This is a genomic window from Cognatishimia activa (genome assembly GCF_001458335.1).
GTDB lineage: Bacteria > Pseudomonadota > Alphaproteobacteria > Rhodobacterales > Rhodobacteraceae > Cognatishimia > Cognatishimia activa.
Genome location: NZ_CYTO01000007.1, coordinates 12,577 through 31,292 on the forward strand (window position 1 = coordinate 12,577; position 18,716 = coordinate 31,292).

Annotated in this window: 21 protein-coding genes, 1 pseudogene and 1 riboswitch; of the genes and pseudogenes, 4 read left to right on the forward strand and 18 right to left on the reverse strand. The window is 55.4% G+C overall.

Annotated features, from left to right (window positions below; translation table 11 throughout):
* The first annotated feature begins 15 nt into the window (after window positions 1–15).
* The gene (locus tag TA5113_RS02875) at window positions 16–891 is read left to right on the forward strand and encodes a 3-hydroxybutyryl-CoA dehydrogenase (RefSeq protein WP_058316321.1); all 876 of its coding nucleotides are present in this window, start codon (window positions 16–18) and stop codon (window positions 889–891) included.
* A 10-nt stretch (window positions 892–901) separates the two neighbouring features.
* On the opposite strand, the gene TA5113_RS02880 is transcribed toward TA5113_RS02875, so the two are convergent.
* The 7 genes from TA5113_RS02880 to TA5113_RS02910 are packed head-to-tail and all read right to left on the reverse strand — an operon-like array spanning window position 902 to window position 6,294.
* Window positions 902–1,798, reverse strand: coding sequence for a lysophospholipid acyltransferase family protein (locus tag TA5113_RS02880; RefSeq protein WP_058316320.1), 897 nt, complete (start codon window positions 1,796–1,798; stop codon window positions 902–904).
* 50 nt (window positions 1,799–1,848) lie between these two features.
* Entirely contained in the window at window positions 1,849–2,127 is a 279-nt protein-coding gene (locus TA5113_RS02885) for an HPr family phosphocarrier protein (protein ID WP_058316319.1), read from the reverse strand.
* Window positions 2,128–2,134: 7 nt separating this feature from the next.
* Window positions 2,135–2,527, reverse strand: coding sequence for a PTS sugar transporter subunit IIA (locus tag TA5113_RS02890; RefSeq protein WP_058316318.1), 393 nt, complete (start codon window positions 2,525–2,527; stop codon window positions 2,135–2,137).
* A complete protein-coding gene (gene rapZ / locus TA5113_RS02895; RefSeq protein WP_058316317.1) occupies window positions 2,524–3,435 on the reverse strand; it encodes an RNase adapter RapZ in 912 nt (303 codons plus the stop codon). Before rapZ ends, TA5113_RS02890 begins: the two co-directional genes overlap by 4 nt.
* Entirely contained in the window at window positions 3,436–3,840 is a 405-nt protein-coding gene (locus TA5113_RS02900) for an HPr kinase/phosphorylase (protein ID WP_245627196.1), read from the reverse strand.
* Between the two features lie 55 nt (window positions 3,841–3,895).
* Window positions 3,896–5,557, reverse strand: a complete 1,662-nt coding sequence (locus TA5113_RS02905; protein WP_058316344.1) for a sensor histidine kinase — start codon at window positions 5,555–5,557, stop codon at window positions 3,896–3,898.
* Window positions 5,558–5,589: 32 nt separating this feature from the next.
* Window positions 5,590–6,294: a response regulator transcription factor gene (locus TA5113_RS02910; RefSeq protein ID WP_058316315.1), complete on the reverse strand. Its 705-nt coding sequence runs from the start codon at window positions 6,292–6,294 to the stop codon at window positions 5,590–5,592.
* A gap of 348 nt (window positions 6,295–6,642) precedes the next feature.
* Between TA5113_RS02910 and TA5113_RS02915 the strand changes: the two genes are divergently transcribed.
* Window positions 6,643–8,241 (forward strand): phosphoenolpyruvate carboxykinase, encoded by a 1,599-nt coding sequence (locus TA5113_RS02915; protein WP_058316314.1) that lies wholly within the window; start codon window positions 6,643–6,645, stop codon window positions 8,239–8,241.
* Between the two features lie 78 nt (window positions 8,242–8,319).
* Here the strand turns inward: TA5113_RS02915 and TA5113_RS02920 are convergent, their stop codons facing one another.
* The 11 genes and pseudogenes from TA5113_RS02920 to thiD form a co-directional block, all read right to left on the reverse strand.
* Window positions 8,320–9,060, reverse strand: coding sequence for an ABC transporter permease (locus TA5113_RS02920; protein ID WP_058316313.1), 741 nt, complete (start codon window positions 9,058–9,060; stop codon window positions 8,320–8,322).
* Window positions 9,057–9,725: a TenA family protein gene (locus tag TA5113_RS02925; protein WP_058316312.1), complete on the reverse strand. Its 669-nt coding sequence runs from the start codon at window positions 9,723–9,725 to the stop codon at window positions 9,057–9,059. Before TA5113_RS02925 ends, TA5113_RS02920 begins: the two co-directional genes overlap by 4 nt.
* Window positions 9,725–10,447 (reverse strand): ABC transporter ATP-binding protein, encoded by a 723-nt coding sequence (locus TA5113_RS02930; RefSeq protein WP_058316311.1) that lies wholly within the window; start codon window positions 10,445–10,447, stop codon window positions 9,725–9,727. The genes TA5113_RS02925 and TA5113_RS02930 overlap by 1 nt, the downstream gene beginning before the upstream one ends.
* Entirely contained in the window at window positions 10,444–11,112 is a 669-nt protein-coding gene (tenA, locus tag TA5113_RS02935; protein WP_058316310.1) for a thiaminase II, read from the reverse strand. Before tenA ends, TA5113_RS02930 begins: the two co-directional genes overlap by 4 nt.
* A 2-nt stretch (window positions 11,113–11,114) precedes the next feature.
* Window positions 11,115–12,050, reverse strand: a complete 936-nt coding sequence (locus TA5113_RS02940) for an ABC transporter substrate-binding protein (RefSeq protein WP_058316309.1) — start codon at window positions 12,048–12,050, stop codon at window positions 11,115–11,117.
* Window positions 12,051–12,072: 22 nt separating this feature from the next.
* Window positions 12,073–13,044 (reverse strand): HesA/MoeB/ThiF family protein, encoded by a 972-nt coding sequence (locus TA5113_RS02945; protein ID WP_058316308.1) that lies wholly within the window; start codon window positions 13,042–13,044, stop codon window positions 12,073–12,075.
* A complete protein-coding gene (locus TA5113_RS02950) occupies window positions 13,041–13,637 on the reverse strand; it encodes a thiamine phosphate synthase (protein WP_058316307.1) in 597 nt (198 codons plus the stop codon). Before TA5113_RS02950 ends, TA5113_RS02945 begins: the two co-directional genes overlap by 4 nt.
* 83 nt (window positions 13,638–13,720) lie before the next feature.
* Window positions 13,721–14,406, reverse strand: a pseudogene (locus TA5113_RS02955) (thiazole synthase); the annotation flags it as partial.
* Between the two features lie 2 nt (window positions 14,407–14,408).
* Window positions 14,409–14,606, reverse strand: a complete 198-nt coding sequence (gene thiS, locus TA5113_RS02960; RefSeq protein WP_058316305.1) for a sulfur carrier protein ThiS — start codon at window positions 14,604–14,606, stop codon at window positions 14,409–14,411.
* A 1-nt stretch (window position 14,607) separates the two neighbouring features.
* A complete protein-coding gene (locus tag TA5113_RS02965; protein WP_058316304.1) occupies window positions 14,608–15,582 on the reverse strand; it encodes an FAD-dependent oxidoreductase in 975 nt (324 codons plus the stop codon).
* Window positions 15,579–16,388, reverse strand: coding sequence for a bifunctional hydroxymethylpyrimidine kinase/phosphomethylpyrimidine kinase (gene thiD, locus TA5113_RS02970; RefSeq protein ID WP_058316303.1), 810 nt, complete (start codon window positions 16,386–16,388; stop codon window positions 15,579–15,581). The genes TA5113_RS02965 and thiD overlap by 4 nt, the downstream gene beginning before the upstream one ends.
* Window positions 16,389–16,445: 57 nt before the next feature.
* Window positions 16,446–16,549, reverse strand: a riboswitch (TPP riboswitch).
* 185 nt (window positions 16,550–16,734) lie between these two features.
* Here thiD and TA5113_RS02980 point away from each other — a divergent pair.
* Together TA5113_RS02980 and TA5113_RS02985 are read left to right on the forward strand one after the other, a co-directional pair.
* Window positions 16,735–17,427, forward strand: coding sequence for a DUF1045 domain-containing protein (locus TA5113_RS02980; protein WP_058316301.1), 693 nt, complete (start codon window positions 16,735–16,737; stop codon window positions 17,425–17,427).
* 107 nt (window positions 17,428–17,534) lie between these two features.
* Complete coding sequence (locus TA5113_RS02985; protein ID WP_058316300.1) at window positions 17,535–18,716, forward strand: alpha-D-ribose 1-methylphosphonate 5-triphosphate diphosphatase; 1,182 nt, start codon at window positions 17,535–17,537, stop codon at window positions 18,714–18,716.

The following is an 18,716-nucleotide window of genomic DNA, read 5'->3' on the forward strand; positions in this document are numbered from 1 at the left end:
AAAAGGTTGGGTTCTATGGAAATCAAATCAGTCGGTGTCATTGGCGCGGGTCAAATGGGCAACGGGATTGCACATGTGATGGCGCTGGCAGGCTATGATGTTGTGCTTAATGACATTTCCGAGGACAGCCTGAAAGCCGCGGTCGCGCGGATCGACAAAAACATGGAACGGCAGGTGTCGCGTGAGTTGATCACTCTGGAAGCGAAATCCGATGCGATGGGACGGATCAAGACGACTCTGGCCCAACCCGAAGTCGGGCAAACGGATTTGATCGTTGAAGCGGCGACGGAAAACGAAGAGGTCAAATATAAGATCTTTGAAGGGCTTATCCCTCATATCCAGCCTCACACGATTCTGACGTCAAACACCTCGTCAATTTCCATTACCCGGCTTGCCAGCCGCACGGATCGACCCGAAAAGTTCATGGGTTTTCACTTTATGAACCCAGTTCCGTTGATGAAACTGGTCGAACTGATCCGGGGCATCGCGACCGATGATGAGACCTATCAAGCCTGCCTTGCGATCGTAAATCGCCTGGACAAGACCGCGGCGTCTGCGGAAGACTTCCCAGCCTTCATCGTGAACCGCATTCTCATCCCGATGATCAATGAAGCCTGCTACACCCTTTACGAAGGCGTGGGTAACGTTGCTTCTATTGATGCTGCAATGAAACTTGGCGCGAACCATCCGATGGGTCCGTTGGAACTTGCTGATTTCATCGGCCTAGATACGTGCCTCGCCATCATGAATGTTCTGCACGATGGGTTGGCAGACACAAAATATCGCCCCTGCCCGCTTTTGACCAAATACGTTGAAGCCGGTTGGCTTGGACGAAAATCTAAGCGCGGCTTCTATGATTACCGTGGTGAAAAACCCGTTCCGACCCGCTAGGCGTCAATAATCAAACCGCGTCGGAGTTTTTGCCGAGGTTCAAGGTATATTCCCGCAGCCACGCCATGAACCCGCGCGGATTTTTCTGCAGTTCTTCCATCTGTTCATCTGACAATGGTTTGCCAATGACTGGCTTCTGCGGCTTGTTGCAGGATTTCACAATCTCATGCAGCAGAAGCCCCTGGCGCATGATTGCTGAAATGCGGTTGGCAATTTGGTACCAGCGGGAATTCTGCCCTGGGAAGTAAATCGGCACCACACGCGCACCGGAGCGACGGATCATTTGGGCAGTGAAAACGTTCCATTCACGTTCGATCACCGGACCAAACATCGTGTCAGATGAAGACACCACGCCCGATGGGAAAACAGCAACGACGCCGCCTTTCTTGAGGAAATCCATCGCGTTCGCACGCATCTCAACCATTTTGCGCTGCGCTTCAGGGTCGTGCGGGAAAGGCACTGGGATCATAAAAGAGGTCGCGGCTTCATCCAGACCTGTCAAAACCGACCGCGTCAGGATGCGATAATCTTCGCGGCGGCGACCAATGAGTTCCGCAAAAATCATACCATCCACCATGCCATGAGGATGGTTTGCAACCACCACAACCGGGCCTTCAGATGGGATATTGTCGATTTGTTCTTGCGGTGTCTGAAGGTCGATGCCCATGACGCCCAACGCACCGGCCCAGAATTTCTGGCCCCGGTGGTCTGCATTCATGCGCTCAAACTTATTGACCATTCGCAGGATGGTGATCTTGCCGGTAAACCATTCGATGGTTTTGATCGCCGTTGACGTCCAGCTATCATCAAACGAGTTGGCATAGGTCAGCTGGCGACGGTCGTAGGTTTCCCCACCTTCTAAAGCCGCCGCTGGCGATCCCTGAATTTGCGATGACTTGTCTGACACGTTCTACTTCCTGTTCGGTTCGTTCCAGCTCTGACGGCCCTCAGGACCGCCTAGACGCCTTCTCCGAACTTATTAGCGACCAGCGCTTCTATTGCATCTGCCAGCGCCGCAGCGTCAGGGCCCGAAGTTTGGACATCGATACTTGTACCACGAGACGCGGCCAACATCAGCAAACCCATAATGCTGTCTCCGCCCGCGCTCAGCCCGTCTTTGGAGACTTCCGCATTGGCATTGAAGCCTTCTACGACTTCGACCAACTTGGCGGATGCCCGGGCGTGAAGGCCCTTTTCGTTGACGATCTCAAGGGTCCGGTTGGTCGTTTCGCTCATGAATGGCTCAATTGGTGTTGATGTTCTGACTGTCGATATACTTGCGCCCAGCATCCAATGATACACGGACAGCATCCGGTACCGGAAGATGACGGCTTTTGGCAAGTTTTATCAACATTGGAAGGTTCGCACCATAGACGATCCGGCGGTTTTCTGGCGCACAGGCCCGCAAAGAAAGGTTGCTCGGTGAACCACCGAACATATCAGTCACAACCACAACGCCTTCACCAGTGTCGACTTCGTCAGCTGCCTTGCAGATTTCGTCCTGTTTTAAAGAACGGTCACATTCTGCTTTTATACTGATCGCACGGATTCCTGCCTGTGATCCAACCACATGCTCAACCGCTGCCATATATTCCAACGCCAGGCCCCCATGGGCCACAATGACGATTCCGATCACGCTTTCGCCTTTCCGCTACCAGCAGAACCGGACACGCTCCTCCCTTCGCGCCGGTCTAATTCGCGATGCCTAATTGACACCTGCCAGCCGTCCTGCGCAAGGGCCTCAGACAGTTTTTCCGTTACGAAAACAGACCTGTGTTGCCCACCGGTACAACCAAAACCGATACTAAGGTGTGATTTGCCCTCGTCCCGATATGCCGGAAGGAGAAACCGAATCATGTCTTTCAACTTATCGAAGAAAGGTGCGAATCTTTCGTCATCCTCGATGTAGTCCGCCACCTCGGGGTCGCGCCCATCGAAAGGGCGAAGAATCGGCTCCCAATAAGGGTTTGTTAAGAAACGACAGTCGTAGACCGTATCCAATCCACTCGGCAGCCCGCGTTTGTAACTAAAGCTCACCAGCGTCACAGCCAGAAGGTTCTGATTTTTTCCGGCAAATTGTCTTTGCAGCGCGTCCTTGAGAGTATGGACTGTCAGGTCAGTCGTATCGATCAATGTATCGGCGCGGTCTCGCAGCGGAACCAACAGTTCTTTTTCACGGTCGATCCCTACAATTGCACTTTCTTCAGGTGCCATAGGATGGCGTCGCCGTGTCTCGCTATAGCGGCGTTGAAGTACTTCTCGCTCACAATCTAGATACAGGAGCTCTGGGTCATGCGCTTCCAGCTGAGTCAGCAGATCAATTAATGCATCAGGTGTGAAGTCGCGCCCTCGCGTGTCGAGCCCAAGCGCCAATGGTCGGCTCAGGCGCGGCCCCGAGAAGAGCCGCTCGACCAAACCAATCGGCAAGTTGTCGATTGCTTCAAACCCGATGTCTTCCAAAACATTGATCGCTGTCGATCGACCAGCACCAGATGGACCAGTTACAAGAACCAAACGAGGCTGTGCAGCTATTTCAGAAGCCATTTACGCGTATCGACCATGTTTCAGATATTGCAGGATTGCAGAAGCGAAATGTGGGGAGGATACCGCAAATAGCAAGGGCAGTTTGACCCCAAGGCACTTAATTGTGTGCTGTTGTGGCAAACGATCTCTTTCCGCATGATCTAAATCCACCCAAAGCTGGACCACGACATCTGAAACAGACTCAGCTCTTAGAAGGCCAACAAACCGCGCCTCAATCTTATCGCGCAACGCTTCGGGAGCGCGGGCAAACAATTGATCGTCTTGATCCCTTAGAATGACTTGATCATCCGCCACCAGTTCCGCGCCGCGCGACATCAATTCAAGTGCCAATGCCGACTTGCCACTCCCTGATCGGCCGGCGATGACCACAGCCTTACCCTCGATTGCCACACAGGAGCCATGCAAAAGGCCGCCTCCTTCAGGAGACGGCCTAAGAGCTACCGTTTGGGTGGCTCCCATCTTAGACCGGAAGACCGACGACGAAACGTGCGCCCAGTGGGTCAGACGTAATATCTGCCTCGGTCGGGCGAATGTTCTCGGCCCAGATCACACCGCCATGGGCTTCGACAATCTGCTTCGAAATGGCCAGACCAAGGCCGGAGTTATTGCCAAAGTCTTCGTGTGGACGCTCGGAATAGAACCGGTTGAAGATCTTATTCAATGCCTGATCGGGGATTCCTGGCCCGGTATCTTCGACAACGACCAAGACTCGATTTTGACGTTTACGCACCCAAACCCGGATCGCATCGCCGTCTTCACAGAAGCTGATCGCATTGGTGATGAGGTTGACAAAAACCTGTGCGAGGCGCGCCTCAAGGCCCATGATATCGATCGGCTTACTCGGCAGGTCAGAAATGAAGTCGATGCCCTTACCTTTTGCATCTTCACCCAGATACTGCGTCAGATTGCCAATCATGGACACGAGGTTGAACTGTTCTTCCTCTTCCTTGACCAGCTCTGCATCCAAGCGGGAGGCGTTTGAGATATCGCTCACCAAGCGGTCCAAACGGCGCACATCATGCTCGATCACATTCAGCAGTTTCTCGCGATGGTCATCGCGTTTCACCATACGCAGAGAGCCAACCGCTGAGCGCAGGCTTGCCAGTGGGTTTTTGATCTCATGCGCAACGTCCGCCGCGAACTGCTCGTTGCTGTCGATCCGCTCATAAAGCGCACCCACCATGCCACGAAGCGCGGTGCTCAGGCGGCCGATCTCGTCAGGACGCGCAGTAAGGTCAGGAATACGAACCCGTCCTGGGTTCACCTGACGGTCATCTCGGTCGCGACCAATTTCAGCGGCTGCAGCTAGATCGCTGAGCGGGTTGGAAATGGTAGACGCCAAAACCACTGACAGACCAACGGAAACGATGATAGCGACAAGGAACATCTGCAGCACGCGTTCGCGCTGTGCGAGCACAAGCTGGTCGACCTCGGCTGTCGCTTGCGACAGCACGATCACACCAACATCACGTCCTGCTTGGTCAAGCACCGTACCGCTGACAAAATAGCCGTCGCCGTTTGATGCGGTAATCGTTTCGCTCGAAACTCCTCCCTCAAGGAGGCCGCGCGCAAATGCGTCCAACTGTTCTGAAATATCAGCGGTGCCGGTTACCTCATCAGCGCCTGCAATCAGCCCCCAAACCCAATTCATCGCATTGGTGAGTGGTGTACTACGTCCCTCAGTAGCACTGGTTGCGGCACCTGACGCTTCAGCAATCCGATTTCCGGCCACATCAACAACCAAAGCGCTCACTCCATTTCGGAGTGGAATTCGGTCAAGGGTACCCTGCACATCCACACCATCGCCGGTGATCAAATTCACAGGTGCGCCAGCTGGCATTTGCACTTCCATTGCTGCACCCAAAAGCTCGACCTCAGAGGTCAATGCCGCCTGGCGCTGTTCCACATAGTTTTCGCGGGTGGAGTTCAAATAGAGAATGCCCGCCACCATAAAGCAGAGAGCAATCAGGTTGAATGTGATGATCTTGCGCGTCAGTGGCGAGCGGCGCAGTGGTGTCAAACGGCGGCGCTCACGGCGCCCCCGCATTTCTTTTTCCACTGTGGATTCAGGTGCAACCCAATCGTCCCCGAGGACAACGTCACCTTCCCGTCCTTGCGCCATGCGACCTGCGCCTATGTTTTCGGCCAGAGCCATTACTCTTCGTTATACCTGTAGCCAATTCCATAGAGTGTCTCAATTGCGGAGAATTCTGTATCCGCAGTGCGCATCTTTTTGCGCAGACGTTTAATGTGACTGTCGATGGTCCGGTCATCAACATAGACCTGATCATCGTAGGCAACATCCATCAGCTGGTCGCGGGACTTCACGAAACCCGGACGCTGCGCAAGCGCTTGAAGCAAAAGAAATTCTGTCACGGTCAATGTGACGTCCTTGCCTTTCCAAGTCACTGCGTGACGCAATGGGTCCATGGAAAGCTCCCCGCGCTCCATGACCTTGGTATCTTCAGTGTCGCCAGCGACAATTGCACCGCTTTGCGCTTCTTGGCGGCGCAGTAGCGCACGAATACGCTCGACCAAAAGGCGCTGACTGAATGGTTTCTTGACGTAATCGTCTGCCCCCATGCGTAGGCCCAGAACTTCGTCAATTTCATCATCTTTAGAGGTCAGGAAGATCACTGGCATCGACGTCTTCTGACGTAGGCGCTGCAACAGATCCATTCCATCCATGCGTGGCATCTTGATATCCAGCACGGCCATATCGGGGAGTTTGCGGTTAAACGCGTCCAGTGCCTGCTGGCCATCGTTATAGGTTTCCACCTCGAAACCTTCCGCCTCAAGAGTCATGGATACGGACGTCAGGATATTCCTGTCGTCGTCCACCAAAGCAATCTTGGACATAGGATTATTCCTTTTACTGCTCTTTATATTTGTTTTTTGAGGCCACTATGCGCTGTTTTTCGCCCATCAATCAATCCCCAACCGCGAATCACCTTGTTTGCATGGGTATTTTTTTCGAATTTCTTTAACTGCGTGCTAATACTGCCACCTTAAGAAACATTGTTTCGCGGAGTTTGCGATAACATGACATTGATTGCGCTAACGCAGCGCTATCAGTCTGTTCAAGCCAAAATTCCTCATGTTAAGAGCCAGCATCAACCTACTGAATGGGTTGACTCGTTGCGGGTGAAAGCCCCGCACACGACCTTAAGGACTGCCGCACCCATCGCGGCTACAGGAGTTAAAATAATGACATTTGGACGGGTAAACCCGCAATTCCGCCTCGAAGATCAAGGGATCGAAGGACTGGGAAATGTCTATTATAACTACATGGAGCCAGCGCTGGTTGAGACTGCGCTGAAAAACAGCGAAGGCACCCTAGGCAACGGCGGAGCTTTCCTGACCTCCACTGGCAAATACACAGGCCGGTCCCCAAACGACAAATTCGTGGTCAAATCTGAAAGCGTGAAAGACACCATCTGGTGGGAAAACAACGCGCCGATGGAGTCTGCGGGCTTTGATGCATTGTACGAAGACATGCTGGCCCACATGAAGGGCAAGGATTACCACGTCCAAGATTTGGTTGGCGGCGCCGACCCGCGTCACTCGATCAATGTCCGCATGGTGACAGAGCTCGCGTGGCACGGTCTTTTCATCCGTACGATGCTACGTCGCCCAGATCGCGAAGATTTGGATGACTTCATTGCAGACTACACTGTGATCAACTGCCCAACGTTCCAAGCGGATCCAAAGAAACACGGCTGCCGTACGGAAACCGTGATTGCGCTGAACTTTGATCGTAAGCTGATCTTGATCGGCGGCACCGAATACGCGGGCGAGAACAAGAAATCCGTCTTCACTCTGCTGAACTATCTGCTGCCTGAAAAAGGCATCATGCCGATGCACTGTTCCGCAAACCACGCGAAAAACAACGCAATCGACACAGCCGTATTCTTCGGCCTGTCCGGCACTGGTAAAACCACCCTGTCCGCGGATCCAGATCGTATTCTGATTGGTGATGACGAGCATGGTTGGTCCGATCAAGGTACGTTCAACTTTGAAGGCGGTTGCTACGCAAAGACCATCAATCTGAATGCGGAAGCAGAGCCAGAAATCTACGCGACTACCACCAAGTTCGGTACGATCATTGAAAACATGGTTTTCGATGAAGAGACCAAAGAGCTGGATTTCGAAGATGACAGCCTGACCGCAAACATGCGCTGCGCGTACCCGCTGCATTACATTTCCAATGCGTCCCAGACTGCAATCGGTGGCCACCCAAAGAACATCATCATGCTGACCTGTGATGCATTCGGTGTTCTGCCTCCAATCGCACGCCTGACACCGGCGCAAGCGATGTACCACTTCTTGTCTGGCTTCACTGCTAAAGTGGCCGGAACTGAGCGTGGTGTCACTGAGCCTCAGCCAACTTTCTCCACCTGCTTTGGCGCGCCGTTTATGCCGCGTCGCCCAGAGGTGTACGGCAACCTGCTGCGCGAGAAAATCGCTAAGCACGGCGCGACTTGCTGGCTGGTCAATACCGGCTGGACCGGTGGCGCGTTTGGCACCGGCTCTCGCATGCCGATCCGCGCGACCCGCGCCCTGCTGACCGCGGCGCTGGAAGGCACACTGGCGAATGAGGAATTCCGCAAGGATCCGAATTTCGGCTTTGAAGTACCTGTGGCCGTACCTGGCGTTGCCGAGGTCCTGCTGGACCCACGCCGCACATGGGACGACAAAGCAGCATATGACGCACAAGCTGCGAAACTAGTTCAGATGTTTGCTGACAATTTTGAGCAGTACGTGCCTCACATCGACAACGATGTGAAAGCGGTTGCGATTGGCTAAACTCTGATCAAGCTACCAATTAGAAATCCCCGGCCTGCGAAGGACCGGGGATTTTTCTTTGCCAGATCTGAGTGAAGATTAAGCGTCGGTGCGATCTAGGAAACGTTTGCAAAACTGATCCGTCGCCGCATGCAGGCAAATGGTCATCACAGCGAGAACAATCAGAGCGGCAAACATCAAATCGATCTTTGCACGGCCGTTGGCCAAGAGCATGAGGTACCCCAACCCTTTTGACGCCCCAACCCATTCGCCAATGATTGCGCCAATCGGTGCATAGACCGCAGCCAATCTGAGGCCAGACGCAAACCCCGGCAAGGCTGCTGGAATACGGATGTGCCACATAACGCGCCATTTCCCTGCCCCCATGACACGGCCAAGCCCTAACCAATCCGGGTTCACTCGAATAAGGGCATCAAAGAAGGCGGAGGTCACCGGGAAATAGACAATGATCAACGCCATCACGACTTTCGACGTCAGCCCAAAGCCCAACCAAAGGTTCAAGATCGGCGCGAGGGCAAAGACCGGGATCGCCTGCGTAAACACCAACATGGGACGCACAAGCGCACGTGTCATGGGTGATGACGCGAGCATTATCGCGCTGATCCCGCCGATCAGCGCCCCTAGAACAAGACCAAGCAGGACTTCAGACAGGGTCACCCACGCGTTTTCAATGATGATGACGCGGCTTTTCCAGAGGGTCTCAGCAACCAAAACTGGTCCTGGCAGGATGAACTTCTGCAAGTCCCCAAGCGTGACAATTGTTTGCCAGATGGCAAGACCCAAAAGGGTCGACGCTATGCCCGCCTGCCAGCTTTTCATGATGACGACGCGGCTTTCGCGATTGGGAAGCCCGCCCAGGCGGCGTCAAAGAATGCACGCTCGCGTTTGACGGCTTCTGCAAAATACTCTTCGACCATCGCTTGGCGATGCGGCTCAAGCCCATCCCATGTCTTGTCCAATTGACTGCGCAGATATTCGACGACGCCTTCAAAGCCTTCACCGCAATGAAGCGTGATCCACTCGCCTAACCAGAACGGAAGGTCATCAGCGCGGTCTGCAAAAGGGGTTGCCCATTCCAAGTAGACCCATTCAGCCACCACGAGCACCGACAGCATAATCTCGTAGCGCCCGGACAGGCGCGCTTCTTCCATAAGGTTTTGGAAAGCGACGGTTTCAGGCGTGGGTTCGGCATGAGGTTCGGTTTCAAGCGCTTCAAAGCTGCGCAAAAAATAGGTGTTTTCGGGCCCCGTTATCACGGCCAAAAACTGCGCGGCTGGAACGCTGTCCGCCAGTGTTGGCGCATGGGCGATCGTGGTGGCCAAAAGACGGACGAACTGATCCACAAACAAATAGTCTTGCTGCAGATACCCTCGCATTAAATCCGGATCCAGCGACCCATCGGCGAGTGCGTCCGTGAAAGGGTGTTTGGTGGCAACGTTCCAATCATCGCGCGCCTGTTCTCTTAGAAATTCGGTCACCCGCATCAGGCGTCCTCCCTCAATCTGGCAAGCAATGCTGCCTGCACCTTCAATACATTTTCGTTATCAATTGCTCTCGGCACGGCACCCTGCGGCGGCGTGACCGTTTGCGCACCGCTTTCGGTCATTACCACAATCGCGTGACCAAGCCGTGCGGCTTCTGCTGGGTCGTGCGTCACCAATAAAACGGTGCGCCCTTCAAGAACTTCCGCAGACAGCTCCTGCATCCGCGCGCGGTTCTTGGCATCCAACGCGGAAAACGGCTCATCAAGCAGAACCACTGGGCGGTCTTCCATCAAAGTCCGCGCCAAGGCGACCCGCTGACGTTGGCCACCCGATAGCTCCGAAGGCTTACTCTTGGATTTGTCAGCTAACCCAACGCGATCTAGAACACTTGCGACCTTGCCTGCATCCGATGCCTCGCCACGCAAACGCGCACCGAGCGCCACGTTCTGGGCGACGGTCAACCAAGGAAGCAGAAGATCACTCTGCGCCATCAACGCGATTTTCCCATCGAGGGGGCCGCTTTCCGCACCGAAGGTGCCGGAAAAATCCACATGTTCCGCAAGCCCAGCAAAGAGTTTCAACACGGTGGATTTGCCTACGCCGCTTGAACCCAGCAAGCAGGTCCATTGCCCCGCCGCCACGGTCAAGTCCAGCGCGTCAAAGATCAGCGTATCGCCAATCTTCGCGCTGCCTTTCATATGGAGCGTCGGGGCCTGTGTCATGGGCGCAGACCCATATCCCAGAAACTGACTTCCAGTTTCGTTGCCATATCAAAACGCTTGCACAAATGTGCCCAGCGCGGGCTTTCGGTTGGGTTTGCACCCAAACGGCGTTCAACCGCTGCATCAATAAGGGCCGCAACTTCCGTACACACTTCTTGATACTCAGAGCCACCATAGGCGCCGATCCACTCTGCGTATTCCGGTGCATGGTCTTTGATCAACGTTGCGCCGATCTCGCCATAGCCAAGCACGCAAGGTGCCAGCGCGGCGAGTAGGTCTAGGAAATCCCCAGAGTGTCCCGCATCCAAAACATACCGTGTATACGCAAGGTTTTCTGGGCGTTCTTCAGCCTCAAAAAGCTCTGTCTCAGAAATCCCGGCTTCAGCGCAGGTCTTGATATGAAGAGAAAGCTCTTCATTGATCAAGCCATTCACGGTGCCCGCACACAGACGCATTTCTTCTGGCGTTTCGGCTTTGGTGATCGCCAATGCCCAAGCGCGCGAGAAATGGATCAGAAACACGTAATCCTGCGTCAGGTAATGCAAAAAGGCTTCGCGCGGCAGCGTGCCATCTTTGAGACCCCGCACAAATGCGTGGTCCACGTAAGCGGGCCAATTCTGGCCCGCCGCGTCCCGCCAAAGCGGGAATGTTTTACCGTAAGCCATGCTTACTGAGCACCGAGGTCAACGGCCAGCTCGGACACCGGCCGGGTGCCTTCAACCAGCTTCGCATCCGCTAGGAACTGCTCAAAGCGAACATAGCGGCCTTCGTCCAGCGCTTCCGGGCGCAGCGCGAAACGTGGCAGTGTATCAACCCAAGCTTTTTCGTTCAGCTCGTCTTGCAGTTCTGCAGACGTGCCTGCGAAGATTTCCCAGCTCTCTTGTGGGTGGTTCACGATATACTGCGTCGCCAGTTCCGTCGCGCGAAGGAAGCGGCGCGTTTTGTCGGCATCCATAGTTTCTTTGTGCGCCACATAGATCAGCTCGTCGTAAGTCGGCACGCCTTCTTCTTCGATGTAGAAGCACTTGCCTTCAACGCCTTCGATTTCCATCTGGTTCAGCTCAAAATTGCGATATGCACCCAGAACCGCGTCCACCTGACCGGACATCAGGGATGGGGACAGGGACCAGTTCACATTGACCAGTTCGATGTCATCCATAGACAGACCGTGGGTTTTCAGGATGGTGCCCAGCAGCGCTTCTTCTACGCCCGCAACCGAGTAGCCCACTTTGCCGCCTTTCAGGTCAGCGACTTCTTTGACTGGGCCGTCCGCCAGAACAAGCAGGCAGTTCAGAGGTGTCGCCACGAGGGTACCAACGCGCACCAGCGGCAGACCTTCAGCAACTTGCAAGTGAAGCTGTGGCTGGTAGGAAACCGCCAGATCAGCCTGACCCGCGGCTACCAATTTTGGAGGCGCAGATGGATCCGCTGGTGGGACAATCTCTACTTCCAAACCTTGGTCGGCAAAGAAGCCTTTTTCTTGCGCGACAATGATCGGGCCGTGGTCTGGGTTGATGAACCAGTCCAGAAGGACGGTCATCTTGTCGGCTGCGAATGCCGGGGTTGCGGTCAGCATTGCTGCCGCCATCAGTAGTTTTTTCATGGGGCGTCTCCTAAGTAATCCCTCACCCATCGCCCATCGCGATGAGTGCTATGTCTCCATTCCAATTCTGTGAAAGCCGTTCAGCGGCTTGCCACGCGCGCAGACCCGAACGACACACCATCACGGCGCGTTGGCCTTCCAGAGGGCGCGGCGCTTGGTCAGTCTCGAAATCTGTCACCTCTGCGCGGACTGTGTGTAGAAGTTTTGCGCCGGGTTCATCTTCGGCGCGAAGCTCCACCACAAAATCTGTCTCGCGCAGCGAACCATCTGAAATGAACCGGTGTTGCGCGCGCGGCTCGCGGGCGCTGTCGAACCGGAACCCACCAAAGCGCATCGCTTGCGCGTCGTATGTCACAAGTTGACCCAGCGGGTTTGGCGCTGATCCGGTAATCACAGCCATTGCCATTTGCGCCTGCAAGCTACCAACGACGCCGACGGAGGGTCCAAGAACGCCATCCGCATCGCAACTGCCCAAGCGGTCGGGCAATTCCGGGAAAACAGCGCGCAGGCTCGGAGCAGAGCCACAGAATCCACCGCAATAGCCTTCGGTGCCAACCACCGATGCACTGATCAGTGGCAAGTTCGCCCCTCGACAATGGTCACTCGCGATGTAGCTTGCTGCAAAGCTATCCGCGCAGTCGATCACCAGATCAACACCTGCGCAAAGCTTCGCAGCATTATCAGGATTAAAGCGCACGGACCATTGCTCGATATGGCATTCGGGATTGAGTTGATCCATGTGAAGCGCAGCAGCTTCAGCCTTAGATCGCCCAATATCGCTTTCCCGGAACAGCGTCTGACGATGCAGGTTGCTTTCCTCTACCGTATCCGGATCAACCAACCGAATATAACTGACCCCGGCCCCTACCAGATACTGAAGCACTGGCGCGGCCAGCCCCCCGGCCCCGATCACCAGCACCCGCGCCGTGCGGATGCGCGCCTGACCTTCTGGCCCAACCGATGGCAATTGGATTTGGCGGGCGTAGCGGCTCATGCGCAGACCCCCAACCAAGCGCGCACCCGCGCTTCCGGGTCTTCATTCAATGTAATGTCAGTGACCGCAGCGACGATATCCGCACCCGCCTCAAAGGCACCGGGCGCACGTTCAACGGACATCCCACCGATGGCACAAAGCGGCGTATCGCCCAGCAGGTTTTTCCACTCGGTGACTTTGCCCAAGCCTTGCTGATGCCATTTCATCTTCTTCAGAATGGTCGGGTAGACCGGACCCAAAGCAACATAGTCTGGATTGAACGCCAAAACGCGATCCAGTTCGTCATTGTCATGGGTTGAGACACCCAGTTTCAGCCCTGCCGCGCGGATGGCATCGAGGTCAGCTTCGTCTAGGTCCTCTTGACCTAGGTGCAACCAGTCGCACCCCAACTCAATGGCCAGCTCCCAATAGTCATTCACCACCATGATTGCGCCATGCTCAGCGCAGAGGTCCTTGCCGGCTTGCAACTGTGCTTTGATCTCATCACGCGGCGTATCTTTGATGCGCAGCTGCACGAGCTTCACACCCAAGGGCACCATACGCTCAAGCCAGCGCACATCATCAAAGACCGGATAGAAACGGGGCAAGCTCATCACAAGAACGCCTTTCCGATAACGGGCGTTGAAGGCGCCGCCATATCGCGTGGCTCCATCGGATCTGCTTCTTTGGCCAAGGCACCCGCCTCCACTGCCAAGGCAAAGCCTTCCGCCATGCCGCAGGATCACCGGCTTTGGCAACTGCGGTGTTCAATAGCACCGCGTCATAGCCCATCTCAATCGCCTGAGCGGCTTGGCTTGGCACGCCAAGACCAGCATCCACCACCAAAGGCACATCTGGGAAATGGCCGCGTAGGGTGCGCAGACCATAAATGTTATTGAGCCCCAATCCGGTGCCGATTGGTGCACCCCAAGGCATAAGAACCTCACAGCCCACATCCAGCAGTTTCTCACAGAGCACCAAATCCTCGGTGCAATAGGGGAACACTTGGAACCCATCCTCAGTTAGAATGCGCGCCGCTTCTGCCAGGCCAAAGATATCTGGCTGCAACGTATCAGCGTGTCCAATCACCTCGAGTTTGATCCATTTCGTATCAAACAGCTCCCGCGCCATGTGAGCGGTGGTAACTGCCTCGCGGACCGAATGGCACCCAGCTGTATTTGGCAACAAAGCCACATCGAGTTCTTTGATCAGATCCCAAAACGCCTGCCCGGCCTGCTCGCTGCCTGACTCGCGGCGCACAGACACGGTGGCAATCCCAGCTTTTGAGCGCCGAAATGCATCCGCCAAGATCGCAGGAGAAGGGTATTGCGCGGTGCCCAGCATCAAACGCGATTGGATTTCTGTTCCGTAGAAAACTGGCATACTCAGCCCCCCTGCCGCGGCGCGACGATTTCAAGACGATCGCCCGCTTCAAGCGCTGTATCCGCGCGCATTGTGGCAGGCACAAATTCTTCATTGAGAGCAGTGGCGACTTTCGCCTCGCCGTGGCCCAACTCAATAAGAATTGCGTCCAGTTGTGTTGCGGTCACTTCGACCTTTTCGCCATTCACAACGATCTTCATCTCAGACCTCATGCCAAACTTCTGGGGATTTTCCGTCAACGACCAGCTCGCCAACCATCCGTGCCATGGCGGGGGCAAGCAAATAGCCGTGCCGGAACAATCCGTTAACGTAAATAATGCCGTCTTTGCCGCTAATGCGCGGCAGATTGTCAGGGAAAGCGGGACGTGCATCGACGCCGATTTCCAAAAGCTCTGCTTCACCGAATGCCGGGTGCAGAGCGTAGGCCGCATTGAGCAACTCAACCACCGAGCGCACCGTAGCGCGGTCGCGTTCTTCGCTTTCGATCTGGGTGGCCCCAAGCATGAAGACGCCATCACCACGCGGCACGATATAAAGAGGGAAACGAGGGTGCAGCAGACGTACCGGACGTGCGATTTCCACGTCGGGTGCCCGCAGAATAACCATCTCACCCTTAACGCCGCGCAGTTCAGGCAAGGCGTCCTTTGCGGCAAGCCCTCGGCAGTCAACAACCTGACCAGCTGCCGTGCCTTCGCTTAGGAATGTCACGCCCTCGGCGCTCAGACGATCTCGCAGCCCTGAGATCGTCTTGCGTGGGTTTAGATGCGCTTCCGCATCCATAAAAAGCGCACGATTGAACCGCTCGCTTAGGTGCGGTTCGACACCCGCCAGACCCGCTTGATCCAAAAGCTTGTGATTTTCAGTCCGGCGCGCAAACCGGTCAAGTTCCTGACGATCCCGCCCCAAGGCAACGACCAGTGACCCTTGGTAGGTGAGCTCTGCGCCCATGGACTGCCACCACTCAGCAGCTTCGCGGCCCAGACGCACGATTAGTTCCTCGGCAACCTCACCCTCGCAATCCGGTGCAAGCATACCGCCCGCCCACCATGAACAACCGTGGGGTCCCGGCGCTCCATTTGGGTCGATCACTGTCACATCGCATCTGCGCTGGTGCAGCTCCGCCGCAACGGTCAATCCGACCACGCCGGAGCCAAGTATGGTCACAGATTGGCTCACGTCCAAACCTCGTGGAAATGGTGCACTGGACCGTGACCATGGCCGATATCGATTTGATCAGCGGCTTGGATTGCCCCATGCAGCCAGCCATGGGCGCGGGTTAATGCTGCTTCAAGATCTGCGCCTTTGGCCAGCTCAGCCGCAATTGCCGAAGACAAAGTACAGCCAGTCCCGTGTGTGTTGCGTGTTTCGATACGCGGTGCGTCTAGATGCGTCGCTCCCTCTGGAGTCACCAGCCAATCACGGCAGGTTTCACCTTCCGCGTGACCGCCTTTCATCACAACAGCTTTTGCCCCAAGGTCCAAAATTTTGTGACCTTGCGCCAAGACCGCGTCATCTCCACGCGCTTCGTCTTCACCGAGAATCTTTGCGGCTTCTGGCAGGTTGGGCGTCAGCACAGTCGCACGCGGCACGAGGATCGAAACCAAGGCCTCAACTGCATCGTTTGGCAAAAGCGCCACGCCGGATTTAGACAGCATGACTGGATCCAGCACAACTGGACCGTCAAAGTCTTTGAGGGATTGCGCAACCGTTTCGATCAGAGCAGGCGAGCCCAACATGCCGATCTTCACCGCATGAATTCGAATATCATCCAATACGGCTTTGATCTGCGCGGCGACAACTTCGTTGGAGATCGGTTCGACCGCCGTCACATCCTGAGTGTTCTGCGCTGTGATGGCCGTGATCGCACTCGTGCCAAACACTCCCAAAGCAGAAAAGGTTTTCAGATCAGCCTGAATCCCGGCGCCACCGCCGCTATCAGATCCCGCAATTGTTAAGGCTGCATGAGCCTTGCCTTTTGACATGCCGTTCCCTCCGCCATTTGGTCACAGGGGCGAGGGAAATCCTTTTGCGGGCACGGGCCTTGCTTTGGATCCGTTTCCTCCGCCGGTGTTGACCGGATCAGGTTCGATGGGTTGGTCATTGACCTCTCAGCCTGGCAAAGCAAGCACCCCAACGGATGAGGACGACCTAGCAATTATTATCGCTGGGCACAAGCTAAGGGCGCAACTGGACTCGGGATCAATTCTGACTGGATCGATCAACGGCACGATTTCGCTGTTGCCCTTAACACCTGATTTGTCATTCCTATGTCATGGGTAACGAATAGATGCGTTCAAATCAGCAGACCAAGGCGGAAGCAGGCAGGACATGGAATTTCAGCGATACGCAATTTACTACACCGCACCGAATGGCGCTTTGGCCGACTTTGGTGCGGCTTGGCTGGGCTGGGACATCGCGACCGGCCTTCCCGTGCAGCACCCGATTGTCCACGGCCTTCAAGATGACGTATCAGAGATCACCCAAACACCACGCAAATACGGTTTTCATGGCACCATCAAACCACCCTTTCGCTTGGCGTCAGGAACCACCGCAGCCGCTTTGGCGGAACGGGTCAAGACGTTGTGTAGCGTGGAACAGCCCTTCGCTTTGGACGGGCTCAAGCTCAGCAGACTGGGCCGTTTTCTTGCACTGACGATTGAAGGGGATGCGACCCCTTTGGCAAACCTCGCCAGCACAATGGTCAAGGAACTCGACGTGTTTCGTGCTCCGCCAACTGAAATGGAGCTGGAGAAACGGCGCAAGGCAAACCTCTCTGAACAGCAAGAACAATATCTGATGCAATGGGGATACCCATATGTCATGGATGAGTTCCGCTTTCACCTTACCTTGACCGGCCGTCTCGAAACAAACCGTGCTGCAGCGCTACAAGAAATCCTCGAACCGGTCCTAGAAGGCACGCTTCCAACACCCTTTAAAGTTGATGACCTCACGCTCGCCGGCGAGGACATGTCGGGTCGATTTCACGAGATTCAGCGCTTCAAACTCGCTGGCGAAGGGTGATTTTCCGCAATAATCCCAAAAATAAGGGTTTTCTGTCACTCTGGCTTCACACTACGGGCTTAGGTTGAGCGGAAACGATACCGAGCAGCGCCAGAACAGAGAAACCAATGTCTGTCCAACTCCCCCCTCTCCGCCTGACCGGAGCGACAACCTTGCGCGATGGCGAAATGCAGCAGCGTTCCGTAGCGATTGCGAATGGTCGGATTTCTAAAGGCCCGCTACCCGAGGTGGACCTCTCAGGCTATTACATTATGCCGGGGATCATTGACCTGCACGGGGACGCATTTGAACGCCACATCGCGCCGCGCCCATCTGCGCCATTCCCGATAGAGACTGGTCTACGTGCAACGGACCGGGACGCCGCGTCCAACGGCGTAACCACCGCATGGATGGCTCAAAGCTGGAGCTGGGAGGGCGGCCACCGGAGCCCTGATTTTGCAGAGCTGTTCCTAAAGGCAGTCCAAGAATTTCGCCCACAGATGTGCACGGACCTGCGCGTCCAAATTCGCTGTGAAACCCACACGGTCAACACGCGCGAGCGTTTGCTGCGCGCCGTAGAACGCTATGGCGTCGACTATGTCATCTTCAATGACCACCTTGAAGAAGCGCTGCAGATGGCCAACGCCAAACCTCATGCGCTGGCGATGTGGGCAAACAAAAGTGGCCGCAGCGTCGAAGAACACCTGGCGCTTGTGCATCAAGCAAGAGACCAAAGGCGCGATGTACCCCGCTATCTATGCAAGCTTGCCGAAGCCTTTGACCGGCTCGGCGTGACCTATGGCAGCCATGATGACCCGGACGGAGACACCCGCGAGACCTATTCTCTGATTGGCGCAAAGGTTTGCGAATTCCCAACTGCGCGTGCGCCAGCTGCTTTGGCAAAAGCGGTGAATGACCCCGTTTTGATGGGCGCGCCGAACATCGTGCGTGGCGGCAGCCAATCAGGAAATATTGCCGCGATTGAACTGATTGAAGCGCGCATGTGCGATGCCTTGGTTTCGGATTACTACTACCCAGCCCTGGCGCAGTCTGCGTTCTACATCGCCGACCAAGGCATTCTGCCACTCGAAAAAGCGTGGAACTTGATTTCAGGAAACCCCGCCCAGATCCTGCGACTACCGGATCGTGGCGTGATCGACTTTGGTAAGCGTGCGGATCTGACCATCATCAACGCAGAAACGCGTGCCGTGGAAGCGACGATTGTTGCGGGTCGGATCACACACCTCGCGGGCGGTGCTGCGCATCGGTTTATGGTCGGCCAAGAAACCCTGCCAATGGCCGCAGAATAG

What these genes read in the sequence shown, in the direction of transcription:
- TA5113_RS02875 (WP_058316321.1), top strand. Translation starts at nt 16, where the DNA reads ATGGAAATCAAATCAGTCGGTGTCATTGGCGCGGGTCAAATGGGCAAC.
- TA5113_RS02885 (WP_058316319.1), bottom strand. Translation starts at nt 2,127, where the DNA reads ATGAGCGAAACGACCAACCGGACCCTTGAGATCGTCAACGAAAAGGGC.
- rapZ (WP_058316317.1), bottom strand. Translation starts at nt 3,435, where the DNA reads ATGGCTTCTGAAATAGCTGCACAGCCTCGTTTGGTTCTTGTAACTGGT.
- TA5113_RS02905 (WP_058316344.1), bottom strand. Translation starts at nt 5,557, where the DNA reads ATGGCGCAAGGACGGGAAGGTGACGTTGTCCTCGGGGACGATTGGGTT.
- TA5113_RS02910 (WP_058316315.1), bottom strand. Translation starts at nt 6,294, where the DNA reads ATGTCCAAGATTGCTTTGGTGGACGACGACAGGAATATCCTGACGTCC.
- TA5113_RS02915 (WP_058316314.1), top strand. Translation starts at nt 6,643, where the DNA reads ATGACATTTGGACGGGTAAACCCGCAATTCCGCCTCGAAGATCAAGGG.
- TA5113_RS02920 (WP_058316313.1), bottom strand. Translation starts at nt 9,060, where the DNA reads ATGAAAAGCTGGCAGGCGGGCATAGCGTCGACCCTTTTGGGTCTTGCC.
- TA5113_RS02925 (WP_058316312.1), bottom strand. Translation starts at nt 9,725, where the DNA reads ATGCGGGTGACCGAATTTCTAAGAGAACAGGCGCGCGATGATTGGAAC.
- TA5113_RS02930 (WP_058316311.1), bottom strand. Translation starts at nt 10,447, where the DNA reads ATGACACAGGCCCCGACGCTCCATATGAAAGGCAGCGCGAAGATTGGC.
- tenA (WP_058316310.1), bottom strand. Translation starts at nt 11,112, where the DNA reads ATGGCTTACGGTAAAACATTCCCGCTTTGGCGGGACGCGGCGGGCCAG.
- TA5113_RS02940 (WP_058316309.1), bottom strand. Translation starts at nt 12,050, where the DNA reads ATGAAAAAACTACTGATGGCGGCAGCAATGCTGACCGCAACCCCGGCA.
- TA5113_RS02945 (WP_058316308.1), bottom strand. Translation starts at nt 13,044, where the DNA reads ATGAGCCGCTACGCCCGCCAAATCCAATTGCCATCGGTTGGGCCAGAA.
- TA5113_RS02950 (WP_058316307.1), bottom strand. Translation starts at nt 13,637, where the DNA reads ATGAGCTTGCCCCGTTTCTATCCGGTCTTTGATGATGTGCGCTGGCTT.
- thiS (WP_058316305.1), bottom strand. Translation starts at nt 14,606, where the DNA reads ATGAAGATCGTTGTGAATGGCGAAAAGGTCGAAGTGACCGCAACACAA.
- thiD (WP_058316303.1), bottom strand. Translation starts at nt 16,388, where the DNA reads ATGTCAAAAGGCAAGGCTCATGCAGCCTTAACAATTGCGGGATCTGAT.
- TA5113_RS02980 (WP_058316301.1), top strand. Translation starts at nt 16,735, where the DNA reads ATGGAATTTCAGCGATACGCAATTTACTACACCGCACCGAATGGCGCT.
- TA5113_RS02985 (WP_058316300.1), top strand. Translation starts at nt 17,535, where the DNA reads ATGTCTGTCCAACTCCCCCCTCTCCGCCTGACCGGAGCGACAACCTTG.